The 14,982-nt window shown below is 72.4% G+C and carries 9 protein-coding genes and 1 pseudogene; 3 read left to right on the top strand and 7 right to left on the bottom strand.

The window, feature by feature from the left end; translation table 11 throughout:
• The 4 genes from AOK15_RS24340 to AOK15_RS24325 form a co-directional block, all read right to left on the bottom strand.
• The coding region (locus tag AOK15_RS24340; protein WP_157870356.1) for an amino acid adenylation domain-containing protein at positions 1-6,834 on the bottom strand (6,834 nt) is incomplete at its 3' end.
• Positions 6,831-8,036, bottom strand: a complete 1,206-nt coding sequence (locus AOK15_RS24335; RefSeq protein WP_240508573.1) for an aromatic ring-hydroxylating oxygenase subunit alpha — start codon at positions 8,034-8,036, stop codon at positions 6,831-6,833. The genes AOK15_RS24340 and AOK15_RS24335, both read right to left, overlap by 4 nt.
• A 436-nt stretch (positions 8,037-8,472) precedes the next feature.
• Positions 8,473-9,726, bottom strand: a complete 1,254-nt coding sequence (locus tag AOK15_RS24330) for an NAD(P)/FAD-dependent oxidoreductase (protein WP_079058666.1) — start codon at positions 9,724-9,726, stop codon at positions 8,473-8,475.
• Positions 9,727-10,127: 401 nt separating this feature from the next.
• The gene (locus AOK15_RS24325; RefSeq protein ID WP_420876958.1) at positions 10,128-10,733 is read right to left on the bottom strand and encodes a TetR/AcrR family transcriptional regulator; all 606 of its coding nucleotides are present in this window, start codon (positions 10,731-10,733) and stop codon (positions 10,128-10,130) included.
• A gap of 50 nt (positions 10,734-10,783) precedes the next feature.
• On the opposite strand from AOK15_RS24325, the gene AOK15_RS24320 reads away from it, so the two are divergent.
• Complete coding sequence (locus AOK15_RS24320; RefSeq protein WP_420876957.1) at positions 10,784-11,170, top strand: hypothetical protein; 387 nt, start codon at positions 10,784-10,786, stop codon at positions 11,168-11,170.
• Between the two features lie 87 nt (positions 11,171-11,257).
• Here AOK15_RS24320 and AOK15_RS24315 read toward each other — a convergent pair whose 3' ends face one another.
• From AOK15_RS24315 to AOK15_RS24305, 3 genes are all read right to left on the bottom strand, one after another.
• The gene (locus tag AOK15_RS24315; RefSeq protein WP_055520352.1) at positions 11,258-12,163 is read right to left on the bottom strand and encodes a tetratricopeptide repeat protein; all 906 of its coding nucleotides are present in this window, start codon (positions 12,161-12,163) and stop codon (positions 11,258-11,260) included.
• Between the two features lie 177 nt (positions 12,164-12,340).
• A complete protein-coding gene (locus AOK15_RS24310) occupies positions 12,341-12,553 on the bottom strand; it encodes a ferredoxin (RefSeq protein WP_055520350.1) in 213 nt (70 codons plus the stop codon).
• Positions 12,554-12,566: 13 nt separating this feature from the next.
• Positions 12,567-13,781 (bottom strand): cytochrome P450, encoded by a 1,215-nt coding sequence (locus AOK15_RS24305; protein ID WP_055520348.1) that lies wholly within the window; start codon positions 13,779-13,781, stop codon positions 12,567-12,569.
• Positions 13,782-14,203: 422 nt separating this feature from the next.
• Here AOK15_RS24305 and AOK15_RS47170 point away from each other — a divergent pair.
• Together AOK15_RS47170 and AOK15_RS47165 are read left to right on the top strand one after the other, a co-directional pair.
• Positions 14,204-14,666: pseudogene (locus AOK15_RS47170) on the top strand (dihydroxyacetone kinase subunit DhaK); the annotation flags it as partial.
• Positions 14,667-14,668: 2 nt separating this feature from the next.
• A partial coding sequence (locus AOK15_RS47165; protein WP_240508572.1) for a dihydroxyacetone kinase subunit DhaK occupies positions 14,669-14,982 on the top strand: 314 nt, incomplete at both ends.

Genomic DNA, 14,982 nt, shown 5'->3' with positions numbered 1-14,982 from the left:
GGGGGCGGCGGGTGCGAGGGTCGGCTCGGGCGGGTTGACGACCGGCGGCGCGGCAGCGAGGACCGGCGCGACGGTCGGCACGGCGGGGGCGGCGGGCGCGACGGTCGGCACGGCGGGGGCGGCGACGGTCGGCTCAGCCTGGATGAGGGCCGTTTCGGCGGGGGTGACGGTCGACTCGGCGGAGGCGAGGGGGTCCTCCCCTTGGGCGCCGGGGGCGGTAGCGGTGTCCGGTGCCACCGGGTGCGTCGGCGTGTCGGGGCCGTCGGCGGCGCCGGGCGCGAGGGTGACGCCGTACTCCTCGCGGAGTTCGGCGGTGAGCCGGTCGACCGTTCCGGTCTCCAGGACGAGGGTGACCGGGATGTCGACGTCGAGCCGGGTGCGGATGTCCTGCGCGAGGGCGACCGCGAGGACGGAGTCGAGCCCCTGCTCCTGCAGCGGGCGGTCCGGTTCGAGTTCGTCGACGCCCTTCTCCAGGGCGTCCGCCACCCAGCGGGCCAGCCTGGCGTCGAGGCCGTCACCCCGTCCCCGGCCCGGACCCGGCGGGGCGGGCACGGGACGGTGACCGTTGCTCCGCCCGGCCGGGACCGCGGGCCTCACGGGAGCGTCGTCGGCGCCGCGGGCCGTGACAGGGCTCGGGGCGCCGGGCGAGGACGTGCCCGACAACCGCTTCCAGGTGATGCCGCGGGCCTCCAGCACCGGACGGTCGCCGTCGAGAACCACCAGACTCGCGGTCAGCAGGCCGGAGTCGGGCCCGGTGTCCCTCTCGCGATGGGCGTGGACACGGGCCGTGGCCGGGACCGGGCCGAGGACGGTGAGCCGTTCCACGGCGAACGGCACGTACAGGCCCTGCGCGCCGCACGCGGCGAGGGCGATCTGGAAGGCGCCGTCGAGGAGCCGGGCGTCGACCACGCCCTCGGGCGCGGACGTGGCGCGGAGTGTCCCCGTCGCCCGACCGGGTGCGGTGGAGAGCGCGGCGACGGTCCGGAAGGCGGAGCCGTAGGCGAGTCCGTCGCGGGCGAAGGCACGGTACAGCGACCCGAGTTCGACGGGGGTGAAGCCGTCGTCGCCGGTCGGGACGCGGAGTGTCGGCTGCTCGGGTTCGGTCAGTTCGGCGGTGGCGACGAGCGCTCCGTCGCCGTCCCGGAAGCCGAGGCGTGTTCCGTCGCGTTCGGCCGACAGGGTGGCGGGCGTCTCGACGGCCTTGCGGAACGTCAGGTCGCGCAGGCCGAACCGTTCCCGGCCGACGAGTTCGGCCACCTTGCCGGGGTAGGCCGCGCCGGGCAGGGTCGGCCTGCCGAGGACGACGTGCTCGTCGGCCTCGGGCAGCCGCGCCCAGGAGTGCGTCGTACGCCCGGTCATGGCGGCCCCGGCGGGTACGTCGGCGCGCGGAACCTCGCGAGGTGCTGACGTGGCGGCCGGTTCCAGCCACAGGTACTTCTCGTCGTGGGGCGCGGTCGGGAAGCGTACGCCCGCCCGTCCCGGACCGGTGTCGAGGTCGGCGCCGGTGACGAACCGCCGTGCCGTCGTCTCCAGTTCCTCCCGGCCCGTCTCGCCGCGGACCGCAGCGGTTCCCGTGCTCGACGAGTCGTCGGCCACCCCCACGTGGAGGGAGCGGGCGTCGTCCACGCCGGCCAGGAACAGCCGTAGCTTGTCCTCCAGTTGCTCCAGGCTGTCGACGACGCAGGCGAGCCGGTGCCCCGCCGCCGTACGCCTGCGGCTCGCCTCGCTCAGCGCCCTCAGGGAGGGGCAGTACGGGGAGCGCAGCATGAGCACCAGGCGGTGCACGAGGGTGCGCAGCGCGTCGTCCGACACGGCCGAGAGGGTCACCAGCCGGGGCAGCCGGTCGCGATCCCCGGCGTCGGCGGGGGTGGGCGGCGCGGCCTCGACGATCACGTGCGCGTTGGCGCCGCCGAACCCGAAGCTGCTGACGCCGGCGATCCGCGGTCCCTCCCAGGGCAGCGGCCGGTCGGCCACGAACAGCGGTGACGCCGCGAAGTCGAACGACTTGTTCGGGTCGGTGAGGTGGAGGGAGGGTGGGATGGTTCCGGCCTGGAGGGCGAGGATCGTCTTGATGAGCCCCGCGATGCCGGCGGCGGGCTCCAGATGGCCGATGTTCGTCTTCACCGACCCCACGGCGACCGGGCGGGCGTTCCCGCCGAGGACGGCGTGCAGCGCCTCCAGTTCGATGAGGTCGCCGAGTTGGGTGCCGGTGCCGTGCGCCTCTACGTAGCCGATGTCTCCGGGGGCGACGCCCGAGGCGGCCAGCGCCTTGTGCAGCACCGCCGTCTGGGCGGGTCTGCTCGGCGCGGTGAGGAAGCCGGCGCTGCCGCCGGTGTGGTTGACGGCGGTGCCGCGGATCACGGCGAGGACCGGGTCACCGTCGCGGCGGGCGTCCGCGAGCCGCTTCACCAGGACGACGCCGCAGCCCTCTCCGCGGACGTAGCCGTCGGCGCCCTCGTCGAACGCCCGGCACACCCCCTGCGGGGACAGCATGCCGTTGCGGGCGAAGGACCGGGTCTTGTCCGGCGTGAGCACCAGGTTGGCGGCGCCGACCACCGCGGCGTCGATGTCGCCCGACCTCAGGTGGACGGCGGCCTGGTGGAGGGCGACCAGGGACGACGAGCATGCCGTGTCGACGGCCATGCTGGGCCCCGACCAGTCGAAGACGTGCGACAGGCGGTTGGCGACCATGGAGATCGCGGTGCCCGTGGCGACGTGCGGGTCGCTGTGGCCGATGCTCCGCGCGACCAGTTCCGGGAAGTCGCTGGCGATGGTGCCGATGAAGACGCCGGTGTCGCCGCCGAGCGAGGCGTGGTCGTGGCCGCCGCTCTCCAGCGCCTCGGCGGTCACGCTCAGCAGCATCCGCTGCAAGGGGTCGAGGCGACGGGCCTCGCGGTCGCTGAGGCCGAAGCGTGCGGGGTCGAAGTACTCGACGCCGTCGACCCAGCCCATCGGTATCGCGTCCGCCTCGGCGCCGGTCCACAGCCGGGCCCAGCCGCGCCGGGCCGCCGGGGCGGCACCGACGCTGTCGACCCCGTCGGCCAGGTTCCGCCAGAACTCGTCCGGCGTGGCGGCGCCGGGGAACCGGCACGCCATCCCGACCACGGCCAACGCCCCCTCGGGCACCGCCGCCAACGCCCCCTCGGGCACCGCCGCTTGCGCCCCCTCGGGTGACTCCCCCCGCGCCACCTCGGGCGACTCCACTCGCACGGCCTCGGGTGACTTCACCCGCACCGGCCGGTCCTCCGCCCTGGCGGATTGCGCCACGCCGGTCCGGGGCCCCCGCCCTGCGTCGGCCGTCTCCCGTACGGGGTCGGCGGCATCGACCGGGGTCTGCGCCTGCGGGGCCGGTCGGGCGACCCGTACCACGCCCTCGTCGGCCAGCAGCCGCGCCAGCTTGGCCGGGGTACCGGTCGCGAAGACCGACGGGGCGGTGATCTCCACGCCCAGCTCCCGGCCGAGGCGCACGGCGGCGACGGTCGCGTTGGCCGACTCACCGCCGAGGTCGAAGAAGTTGGCGTCCGCCGGGAAGTCGGCCTGCCCCAGCACCTCGCCGAAGACGCGGGCGACGAGCTCGGTCAGCGCCTCCCCGGTGAGGACGGCGCCCTCGGCTGCCGGCGTCCGCTCCGGGGCCGAGGTTGCCGTGTCCGTGCGCAGGATCGTGTCGCGTGTAGGCCGGGGCAGTCGGGCGCGGGCCACCTTGCCGTTGTCGGTCAGGGGCAGGGCGTCTAGCCGTACGTACGCGTCCGGCACCATGTACTCGGGCAGGGTGGCACCGATGTGCTCGTCCAACCGGTCCTTCGCGGGCAGGTGGTCGCCGACCAGGTAGGCGGTCAGACGCGGCTCGCCGCGGCCCTCGAAACGTGCGGCGGCGACGACGGCCGCGGTGACACCGGGGAGCCGTTCCAGCACCTGCTCGATCTCGGCGGGCTCGATGCGGTTGCCCCGCACCTTCACCTGGGCGTCGGCGCGGCCGAGCCATTCCAGGGCGCCGTCGGCGTGGAGCCGTACCTCGTCGCCGGTGCGGTACATGCGCACCCCGGTCCCGGGGTGGACGGTGAAGGCGTCGTCCGTGAGGTCGGGCCGGTGGGCGTAGCCCCGCGCGAGGCCGGTGCCGGAGATCCACAGCGTGCCCTCCGTACCGGGTGCGCAGGGGGTGAGGTGCTCGTCCAGGACGTGCAGCCGCAGGTTCGGCAGCGGTTCGCCCAGCGGGACGAACGCGCCCACGGAGGTGACGCGGTGGGCGGAGGCCCAGATGGTGGCCTCGGTGGGCCCGTACAGGTTCCACAGGGCTCGGGCCGTGGCGTGCAGGCTCTCGGCGACGCTGCGGGGCAGGGCCTCGCCGCCCGAGAGGACGGTGAGGTCGGCGGGCGGCGTCCAGCCGGTGGCCAGCAGCAACCGCCACATGCTGGGCGTGGCCTGGGCGACGGTCACCCGGTCGGCCAGTTCGGCGAGGCGCCGCGGATCGCGGGCCGTCTCGCGAGAGGCGAGGACGACCTCTGAGCCGACGGTCAGCGGCAGCAGGAGCTCCAGCAGGGAGATGTCGAAGGCGACCGTCGTATGGGCGAGGACGACGTCGTCGGCGGAGGTGCCGAGCCGTTCGCCGATACCGGTGAGGAAGCCGGCGAGCGCTCCGTGCTCGATCTCGACGCCCTTGGGGGTACCGGTGGATCCGCTGGTGAACAGCGTGTACGCGAGGTCGTCCGCGGTGACGGTCGGCGGCACGGCCGGTGCCGACCCGTCCGCCTCGGGTACGAGCAGGGCGGTGCCCAGGGAGGCGCCGAGCGCGTGGGTGGTGGGGTCGGTGAGGATCAGGTCGCAGCGGGCGACGTCGGTGTAGCCGCGCAGCCGGTCGGTGGGGTATCCGGGGTCGAGGGGCAGGAAGGACGCCCCGGCGCGGAGGATGCCGAGCAGGGCCGGGAGCAGGGGGATGCCCCGGTCGAGGAGGACACCGACGACCGACCCGGACTCGATGCCCTGGTCGTGCAGACGGGCGGCGATCGCGTCGGCCCAGGCGTCGAGGGCCGCGTAGTCGAGGGTGCGGGCGCCGCTGCGGACGGCGGTGGCCGTGGGCCGTGCGGCAACGGTGGCGGCGAACAGATCGAGGACGGTCGCGCCGCCGGGCGCCGCCGTCTGCTCGGCGGGCGGCGGGGCGTCGCCGTCGGACATGGGGGCGGGCGAGGTGCCACCGGCCCGGGAGACCGACAGGGTGCCGTCGGCCCGGGAGGCGGGCGAGATGCCACCGGTCCGGGAGGCGGGCGGGGTGTCGCCGTGCAGGAGGGCGGCGAGGGCGAGGTCCTCGATCCGCTCGGTGAAGGCGAGCGCCTCCTCCCGTGCCATGGCGGTGTCCCGGACGAACACCGTGGGCGGGCCGTCCCTGAGGCAGAGGAGCGCGATCTCGGTGTGCGGTTCGGCCGACGCCTCCTCGCCCGCGCCGCGTTCGAGGACCATCACGTCGGTGAACGTGGGCTCCCCGCTCCCCAGCGGCCGCCCGGCGAGGCCGAGCCGGACCTCCAGGTCGGCGGTGTAGCCGTTCCGGGCCGCGGCCTCGTCCAGCTTGGCGCGCAGGGCGCTCGCGCTGTCGCCGTCGTACCGGACGGGGAACCGCGCGGCGGCGATGCCGTGGGTGTCCTCGGCGCGTGCGCGGGCGGCCGACGGCGACCAGGCGAAGTCGAAGACCGGTTCGTCGGCGCGTTCGGCGACGGTGTCGAGGAAGGCGCGGACGACGCTGATGGTCTCCTCGCGGGAGCCGGGGACGAACGCGAGCTCGTAGCGGCCGTAGTGGGCCGCGCCGGCGCTGAAGTCGTCGACGGGCAGCCGGGCCGGGCGCAGGTCCAGCAGCCGGGCGCGCCACCAGGGTTCGTGGGGGCGCAGTGCCTTCTGGGCGGCGGCGACGGCGGCGAGCCGTGCCTCGCTCACGGAAGGCAGGGGGGCGCCTTCGACGGCGCCGAGCCGTTGTGCGGCGGCCTGGCCGCTGAGGGCGCTGCCGTCGACGGCGGCGAAGTCGCTGAGGACGAGGTCGGCGTCCGGGGCGGACAGGGTGAGCGCCGAGGTGGTCACGGACCGCACCACGGTGTCCGTGCGGGGCTCCTCGCGGGGGATCAGTCTGATCTGCCGGGTGAGGACGGCGCCCTGTTCGGTGACGAGGGTGGGGATGCCGAGCGGGTTGGGGAAGCTGCCGTGGTCCAGGGCCTTGGAGATACGGGCGGCCTCGGCGGCCGGGGTGCCGGCGTGGACGATGCCGCCGGAGGCCATGCGCGCGGACCGCCGGTAGAAGCGGCGCTCCCGGTCGGCGGTGTCGACGGGGTCGGGCAGGGTGCCCGCCACGACGTGCGGGACGAGGTTGTCGAACAGGTCGATTCCGACCTCGGCGGTCTCGTACGTCAGGGAGAGCGCGGTGGAGTGGTCACGCACCGGGAACCAGCGTTCGAGGAGGACGCTGCCGGCGTCCACGGCCTCCGTCATCCGGTGCCAGGTGGCCGCGTGCCGGGTGGCGCCCTCGTACAGGGCCCAGGCCGGGACGTGGCTGCCGGAGTAGCGGGGCAGGGGGCCGTCGTGGAAGTTGACGGCCGCGACCCGGGGAAGGTTCAGGACGTCCGCGGTCAGGATGCGGAAGTTGACGATGCTGAGGAGGTAGTCGAACGGCCGCCGGGACAGGGTCGCAGCGAGGTCGCCGTGCGGGTCCAACACGGGCACGCCGTGTTCGTCCGCCCAGGCCGCGACCGCGGGGTCGTCGCTGAGGACTCCCTCGACGTGTACGCCCGCGTCGAGGAGCTTCTCCGTGCACCGGGTGAGGACCCTGGTGCCTCCTATGACGTAGCAGGTGGTCGTCATGCTCCCCCCTCTGCCACGGCGGCGGGGTGGGCGGGTTCAGCGGCCTCCGTGTCCCGCCCGGGGTCCGCGGTGCGGGCGGCGACCCAGGCGTCGATCTGGGCGACGACCTCCTCGTCGAGGGAGAGCTGGCCGGGGGTCCACAGCGGGTTCGACAGGCCGCGGTGGGTGCGCTCGCACATCTCCCAGTCCTCGTGGTTCGCCTTGTCCCACAGGGCGAACACGGCTTCGTGGGAGAAGTCGCCCTTGGCGGTCTCCGAGGGGTGGAACAGCCAGAAGTGCCGTACGAAGCAGGTGCCGGGGCTCTCGGGCCAGACCCACTGCATCATCACGTAGTCGGCGGTGAACCCGAACAGGAGGTTGGGCAGGATGGTGATCCAGTTGATCCGCTGCCGGTCCGCCTCGGGCACGAGCGGCAGCGGGGTGCGCCGGCTGTGTCCCGTCATGGACACGGAGTTGAAGCCGCTGCGGATGGACTGCCAGGCCCCGACGATGTCGCCCCGGAGGTCGTAGGTGCCGGCGTCGTCGAAGTCGGTGATGCGGTGCAGGTCCTTGTGGGCGGTCGGGAAGTGCAGGCTCTCGTTGACGTTGTGGGCGACGAGCTTCCAGTTGGAGGCGACGGGATAGTCCTTGGCCTGGACGCACTCCAGGTCCGCGAGTTCGTAGACCCGTGCGAACTCCCCGAACTCGCCGAGGAGTTCGTCGAGGTCGGGGGCGTCGTCGGAGAAGGTGACGAAGACGACGCCGTGGCGGATCTCGGTGCGGATGGGCAGCAGACCGTTCTTCTCCTTCTCGAAGAAGTGGTCGAAGTAGGTGCCGTTGAGGCTCTTGAGCCGGCCGTTCCGGTCGTAGACCCAGCAGTGGTACAGACAGACGAGGCTCTGCCGCTTGCCGCTGGCTTCCTCCACGAGCTTGTAGCCCCGGTGGCGGCAGTAGTTGTGGTACGCCTGGATGCCGTCGTCGCCGTGGAGGAGGAGAACGGAGCCGCTGCCGATGTTGAGGGTGCTGTAGGCGCCCTTCTCCTTCAGCCGGGAGACATGGTCGACCGGGAGCCAGTGCCGGCCGTAGATGCGGGACATCTCCCGCTGGAACTGCTCCTCGCCGGTGTAGAACTCGTGCGACCGGCCGATGCCACCGGACTCGAAGTAGGGCCTCTGCTCGGTCTGTTCGCTGATGAGGTCGAACATGCTGGACGCGCGCGTCATCTGCTGGGCTCCCTCGGGGTGAGGTGCGGGAAGGCGGTGGAGGAGCGTGCCGGGCCCGAACCACGGGGCGTGGCACCGGAGTGCGCCGGCGGCCGGAGTGCGCCCGCTCGTCCGATGGCGGTCGGCGGCACGGCGATGGGCGGTCGACGGCGCCGATCCCGCCACCGCGCCGGCGTGACGCGGTTTCCCCGAGGCTCCTTCGGCAGGTGCGGCACAGCGCACGGGCCGTGCGACCGCGGGTGCGAGGGGCGGGCGACGGATGCCGGTGCGGCACGCCGGATGCCGTGGCTCCCGGCGTGCGGTGCGACGCTGCCGGGGCCCTCACACCGTGGTCGAACCGCACTCGGCGGTCGGCCCGAACACCCGGTCGCGGTGGCCGCTCCCCGGCGACGGCCGCAGCGGAGGTCGCCGCCGGGGCGGACGCCGCCCGCCCGGGTCAGGCGGCCGGGTCGTAGACCCGCTCCTCCTCGGGTACGCCCGCGTCGTCGTAGAGACGCTCCAGGGCGTCCGGCGCGTAGATCTCGTAGTCGGGGACGACGCCGCCGATCAGGCCGAGCATCTTGTCGGTCCACTCCTGGCTGGCGCTCATCGCGCTCATCGTCGCCTTGAAGAACGGCGGGAGTTCGGTGAGTTCGCCGAGGGTGGTGGTGAAGTCGTAGACGCCGGCGCTCTCCTCGTCGCGCACCTTGTTGTACTCGGCCAGCGCCTCGTCCATCGGCCGCTCACCGGACAGTCCCTGGTGGATGCGCTGGGCGAGCAGTTCGCCGTGGAGGAAGGCGTCCGTGATGCCCCACCCGGTGTAGGGGTCCTTGTGGTAGCCGGCGTCGCCCACGAGAGCCCAGCCGGGGCCGTGGGCGCGGCGGTAGTAGTTGTCCGGGTAACGCATGGGGCGGAAGTCCTCCTCGCGCCGCCCGCTGTCGCGGAGTTGGGCGCCCATGTCCGGGTGGACGTCGTCGAAGACGGCCTGGAAGCGGGCCTCCACGTCGGTGCGGAAGTCCTTCAGCTGGGCCCGGGTGCAGATGACGGCCAGCATGTTCAGCCCGTCGTTGGTGGGCCAGCTGCCGAACCAGCGCTCGTTGAAGCCGGTCTTGTGGTGCAGGCCCCAGTCGAGGCCGCTGTAGTACGAGTAGTAGATGAATCCGGCCGCGGGGCGGACGTTGTACAACTCGGCGCCGACCTTCTTGGCGACCGTGGAGTGGAAGCCGTCCGCGCCGATGACCACCGAGGCCCGGAACTCCCGCTCCGGTCCGTCGCCCTCGCGTCCCCGGATGCCGGTCACCCGGCCTTCGGAGGCGATGACGTCGGAGACGGTGAAGCTCTCCAGCACCTCGGCGCCGGCTCTGCGGGCGGCGTTGACCAGGATCTCGTCGAGCACGGTGCGGCGCGGGCAGTAGATGGCGTCGAGGCCGTCGACGGGGTCGGCGAAGCCGTTGAGTTCGATGCCCCGGTAGCTGTAGTGCATCTTGCGGATCGCCGGGGTCTTCGCCTCGACGATCTCGTCGAGCAGTCCCCACTCCCGGAGCTTCAGCAGCCCCGCCTGGTGGATGTAGTGGGTCGAGACGGTGTCGCTGGGGAAAGAGGACCGGTCCACCACGAGGACCCGGTGGCCGAGGCGTGCCAGCAGCATGGCGACCGGTGAGCCGGCGCAGCGGGCACCCACAACAATGACGTCGTACACACGATCCCCCATGAGTCAGATCAGACACCCGAAAGACAGTCGGGCCCGGTTCCAGCGCTCGTGGTCGGCGGCGCTGATAGTGACGTGAAGGCTATGAGTATCAGCCAACAAAGGTCAAGAGATGGTTAGGGAGGAGTCAATTGAGCATCACGCCGATAGGACGGCGGAATTCCTAACTCCGTTCACATGGGAGAACATCGGCGCCCCCTATCCGCCGCTATGCACCTTTCAGAATGGGAGTTTTGACCCCAGCTATGGCTTGCGTCACACACGAGGAGCCCGGCCCCACAACCACGCTCGGTAAGTGATCCAGCCCCGCTGGAACACATAGCGTAGGTAAAGGAGGCGATTTGAGAAATGCGCCTCCACTCCGCCTTCCGGCTCGAATTACTCAGTTGACGTAACCCGAGAAGTTAGAGGAAAAAATCGCGCCAAGAGTGGCCGAATTCGCCCGTCACGGGCTGGAATCCACAGGAGCCCCCCGGGTGGGGATCGCGTCGCCGACGGCCGACCCCCGGCGGGACCTGCGCCTGCGCGCGATGAGCCGCGAGGAGGCGACGCAAGGCGTCGACGCCCTCCTCCGTGCGACCGGGGGCTCCGGACGTGACCTGATGGAAGACCAGGCCGTCCAGGGCCGCGAAGACGATCTCCGCCAGGTCCGGGGACACGCGGAAGCAGGCCAGCGCCTCACGGACGGCATGACGGTACGTGTCATAGAGAAGGTCGACGTGGCGCCGCAGCTCCGGCCGCCGGTTGGATTCGAGCTTCAGCTCGTACTGGAACGCCTGGAGGTCGGGGTCGGCCGCGATGACGTCGGCCAGGGTCGCGGCGAAGTCCTCCAGCCTCCCACTGGCCGGCACCAGCGCCGACGCCTCGATGCTGCGGGCGACGCACCACCGCAGCGCCTCTTCGAGCAGCGCGTCACGCGAACCGAAGTGGTGGGCGACCAGGCCGTGCGTGACACCGGCCTCGGCCGCCACGGCACGGTAGGTCAGCTTCCGCAGACCACCCCGGGCCACCACCCTGACGGCCGCCGCCAGGAGCGCCTCGCGCCCCTCGCCGTAACCACGTGCCCATCACCGGGCAGCAGTTCTGCGTCATCGGCTGCGGGCTCACCGTGGGTCGGCCGCTCGGGCTGATGCTCACCCGCAGCACCGAGCACGCCACCGTGACCCTGTGCCACGAAGCCACCCAGGACATCGCCGCCCACGCCCGCGTCGCCGATGTCGTCGTGGCCGCGGCCGGTGTGGCCCACCTGGTCGGGCCCGACTGGATCAAACCGGGCGCCACCGTCCTGTCGGTAGGCATCACCCGGACCGTCGAGGGCATCCTCGGGGACGTCCACCCGGACGTCGACCGGGTCGCCGGCTCCCTCGCCCCGCCCGTCGGCGGAGTGGGACCGATGACCCGCGCGATGCTGCTGACCAACATCGTCGAGGCGGCGGAACGCGACTGACCCACGCATGCGCAGTGGCGGCAGGGACGCAAAGCCCTGCCGCCACTGCGCACGGGTCGCTGTCCGGGCAAGGAGCCGTACGCGCCCTCACACGCGCCCGGAGTAGTCCGTGAAGCACTCCGCCGGATCCCCCTCGTAGTTCCACGGCCACGGGGTCACCAGCCCGCCGACCGCGGCGAAGACGTGGCCCGCGTCGCCGCCGCGGCCCGCCCGGACGAGGGCGTAGGCGAGCATGCCCAGGTCCGCGACGGTGGCCGCGTGACGCCGCCGGTCGGGTCGCAGCCAGTGGGCGCTGGCCTGGTCCAGCAGCCGGGCGGTATGCGGCTGGGACCAGTACCGGCTCGCTCCCAGCGCCCGGATCCCTCCGCCGCTCCTCTCCCGGTGGTACTGCCGCACGGCCGCCGTCAGGGGCAGGCATGCCGTCGGCGCGTCCCACGGCATGACCGCGACGGCGTCGTCGAGGAAGTCCCGCAGCGCCGCCTGGCTGCCCTGCTCCTCCGGGGAGAGGTAGCCCAGGATCTGCAGGTGCGCCTCCCGGTGCCACGGGTCGCGCGCCCGTATCTCCTGCCAGACGGGAGCCAGTTCGGAACTCGGCCGCCCCAGCTGCCGCAGCGCCGCCAGCGCGCCCACCCACGGGGTGGGATCAAGCGGGCCGGCGTCGGCGGCGGCGCGGCAGAGCGCCAGGGCGCCCCGTGGATCAGTCGCCGGCTCGGACCACGTGGACAGTGCCAGGGCGTCCGGGTCGCGGGGCCGGCGCTCGCGCCAGACCCCGGCCAGCGTGGGAGCAGCCTGAGCGAGGACGCCGACCCGGTGGCAGCGGCGGTCCCAGTCGTCACCGGTCTCCCGCAGGAGCCGCTCCATCTGGGCGATGAGGAGGTCCCGCGGCCCCGGCCCCCGGGCGGCGGCGATACCTCTCAGCACCCGGCCCAGCGCGACGTCGTCGAGTTCGGGGGCGACACGGGCCGTCTGTCGCTTCTGGCCGAAAAGAGCCATACCGCTCAACGTCCGTCGCGGGCGGCCGGGAGGTGCACGGTGCGGCGCGGCGGTTCCTCACGGCTGGCGTTCAGCACGCGCTCCCCCTTTCGTTCCACGTTCCCTCCGCCTCGTTTCAGGCCAAACGAGTTGCCCTATGGTGACCTTGAGTCATCCGTTTGGCAAGAGGCGTGCGCCCTACTCGTGCACCGTGATGGCCTGGAGCGGGCACACCTCTGCCGCCTCGTACAGTTCCTCGGCGCTCCCCTCGTCCACTTCGGCCACATAGACGTCGGCGGCCTCCGACCGCAGGGACAGGCGCCCCTCGTTGTCCAGCGCGAACAGGTCGGGGGCCGCGTACACGCACTGGCCGTGGTCCTGGCACTTCTTGAGATCGACTTCGACGTTCATGACGGCTCCTGTCTCACGGAGAGTCGGGGGATCGGAGAAAGCGGACGGGGAGGTGCGTGACGGTGCGCAGGAACTCGGTGTGGGCGTAGGCGGGTTCACCGGCCGGCTCCACACCGGAGAACCGGTTGACGATCGCACTGAAGACGATGTCGGCCTCGGCGCGGGCCAGGACCTGACCCGCGCAGCCGTGCATGCCGGAGCCGAAGGCCAGGTGCCGGCCGGCGGCGACGGGGCGGGTGTGGTCGAAGGCGTCGGGGTCCGCGAAGACCTCGGGGTCGCGGTTGGCGGAGGCGATGAGCAGGGCCAGCACCTCTCCGGCCGGCACGGTCGTGTCGCCGACGACCGTGTCCTGCGTGGTCAGGCGCACCACCATGGACTCGGGTGTGTCGATCCGCAGGATCTCGTCGATGATGCCGGGCCGCGCCTCGGGCTCGTCCCGGTAGGCGGCGAACAGGTCGGGCCGCCGCGCCATCAGATGGATGCCGTGGTTGATCAGATGCTTGACGTCGAGATGACCCACGGCGAAGAAGAGGAAGACGGAGTGGACGACTTCCTCTTCGGTCATCCTGCCCTCGTCCCGCGCGGCGATGAAGGCGTCGATCAGCCCCTCGCCGGGGCGTGCCCTCTTGCCGGCGACGAGCCGGCCGATGTGGTCGGCGAACCAGGCGAACGCCTCCGCGGTGGCGCGGGCCTCCTCGTCGTTGCCGCCGGGACCGAGGCTCAGCCCGATCTCGTAGGTTTTGCGCCGGATGGTGTCCATCTCGGTCGGCTCGATGCCGAAGATGTGGCAGGTCGTCTCGAAGGTGCACTTCAGGGCCAGGCCGTCGGCCACGTCCAGGGTGCCGTCGCCGTTCTCGACCTCGTCGAGCACGGCCTCCACGGAGGCGCGCGTCACCTGGGACCACTTCGCGACGGCCTTGGGCGTGAACCAGCGGTTGGTGATCCTCCGCAGCCGTGTGTGGTCGGGGGCGTCCTTGCCGAGCACGGTGTGGTGGATCGGGGCGGCCGGTCCGAAGTCGAGTTGCTGGACGCTCAGGGTGGGGTTGCGGATCAGCCGGGCGACGTCCCCGTAGCGGGAGACGACGTACAGACCGAGCGGATGCCGGTAGACGGGGTGCTTCTCCCGCAGCCGCGCGTAGTAGGGGTACGGGTCCGCGCGGAAGCCGGGGTCGCGGAAGGGCAGCAGGTCCTCGGCGGCGGACCCGGGTTCGGCGGTGGTGACGGTCATGACGTGGCACTCCTCGTATCGGCCCGAGGCGGAGCGTGTCGGGGAGGGCCTCCCTTCCCCGCATCGACGAGAATTATCCACTCGGATAGTTTCGTCAATACCTCACGCACGCGACGAGGACGCCCGCCCGGCGGTGTCGGCACACGTGACCCGGGCACCGCCGAGCGTCGATACTTCCGACTGAGGCCGTGGGAACCGTCGAGCCAGGCGTCGCTCACGGCCGACGAATGGCTGTCGAAGCCGACGTCGCGTCAGTTCGGGCCGTCCGAGTCCGCCACAGCCCGCCGGAGTCCGCCTACGATCACCACGAAGCGCCGAGACCGACCACGTAACCGAGCCCGGAAACAAGCCCGGAAACAAGCCCCGACTGGCCTGTGGGAACGCCGGGCAGGGGCGGCCGCTCATCTCATCTGGAGGTATCCATGAAGATGCTCATCAACGTCGCGGAGACCGTCGTCGCGGACGCGTTGCGGGGTATGGCCGCCGCTCATCCCGAGTTGGCGGTGGATGTGGAGAACCGGGTGGTCGTGCGGCGGGACGCGCCGGTCGCCGGGAAGGTGGCGCTGGTCTCCGGGGGCGGTTCGGGGCACGAGCCGCTGCACGGCGGGTTCGTGGGGCCGGGCATGCTGTCGGCGGCCTGCCCGGGGGAAGTGTTCACCTCGCCGGTGCCGGACCAGATGGTGCGGGCCGCGGCGGCCGTGGACAGCGGTGCCGGTGTGCTGTTCATCGTGAAGAACTACACCGGTGACGTGCTCAACTTCGACATGGCGGCCGAGCTGGCCGAGGACGAGGGCATCCAGGTCGCCAAGGTGCTCGTCAACGACGACGTCGCCGTGACCGACAGCCTCTACACCGCCGGGCGGCGCGGCACCGGTGCCACCCTCTNNGCCGCCGCTGAGGAGGGGCAGCCCCTGGATCGGGTGGCGACCCTGGCCCGGCAGGTCAACGAGAACTCCCGCAGCTTCGGCGTGGCGCTGAGCGCCTGTACGACCCCGGCCAAGGGCAGCCCCACCTTCGATCTGCCCGCCGGGGAGCTGGAGCTGGGGGTCGGCATCCACGGCGAGCCGGGGCGTGAACGGCGCGCCATGATGACCTCGCGCGAGATCGCCGACTTCGCCGTGAACGCCCTCCTGGACGACATGAGCCCCCGCAACCCCGTCCTGCTTCTCGTCAACGGCATGGGCGCCACACCGCTGCTGGA

The organism is Streptomyces ossamyceticus, assembly GCF_001418475.1.
Lineage (GTDB): Bacteria > Actinomycetota > Actinomycetes > Streptomycetales > Streptomycetaceae > Streptomyces > Streptomyces ossamyceticus.
The sequence above is the reverse complement of the archived record's forward strand: the minus strand, read 5'-3'. Positions and strand labels throughout refer to the sequence as shown.

Excerpts from the sequence above, each read along its gene's own strand:
- AOK15_RS24305 (WP_055520348.1), bottom strand. The coding sequence starts at position 13,781 with ATGACCGTCACCACCGCCGAACCCGGGTCCGCCGCCGAGGACCTGCTG.
- AOK15_RS24335 (WP_240508573.1), bottom strand. The coding sequence starts at position 8,036 with ATGACGCGCGCGTCCAGCATGTTCGACCTCATCAGCGAACAGACCGAG.
- AOK15_RS24315 (WP_055520352.1), bottom strand. The coding sequence starts at position 12,163 with ATGGCTCTTTTCGGCCAGAAGCGACAGACGGCCCGTGTCGCCCCCGAA.
- AOK15_RS24330 (WP_079058666.1), bottom strand. The coding sequence starts at position 9,726 with ATGGGGGATCGTGTGTACGACGTCATTGTTGTGGGTGCCCGCTGCGCC.
- AOK15_RS24310 (WP_055520350.1), bottom strand. The coding sequence starts at position 12,553 with ATGAACGTCGAAGTCGATCTCAAGAAGTGCCAGGACCACGGCCAGTGC.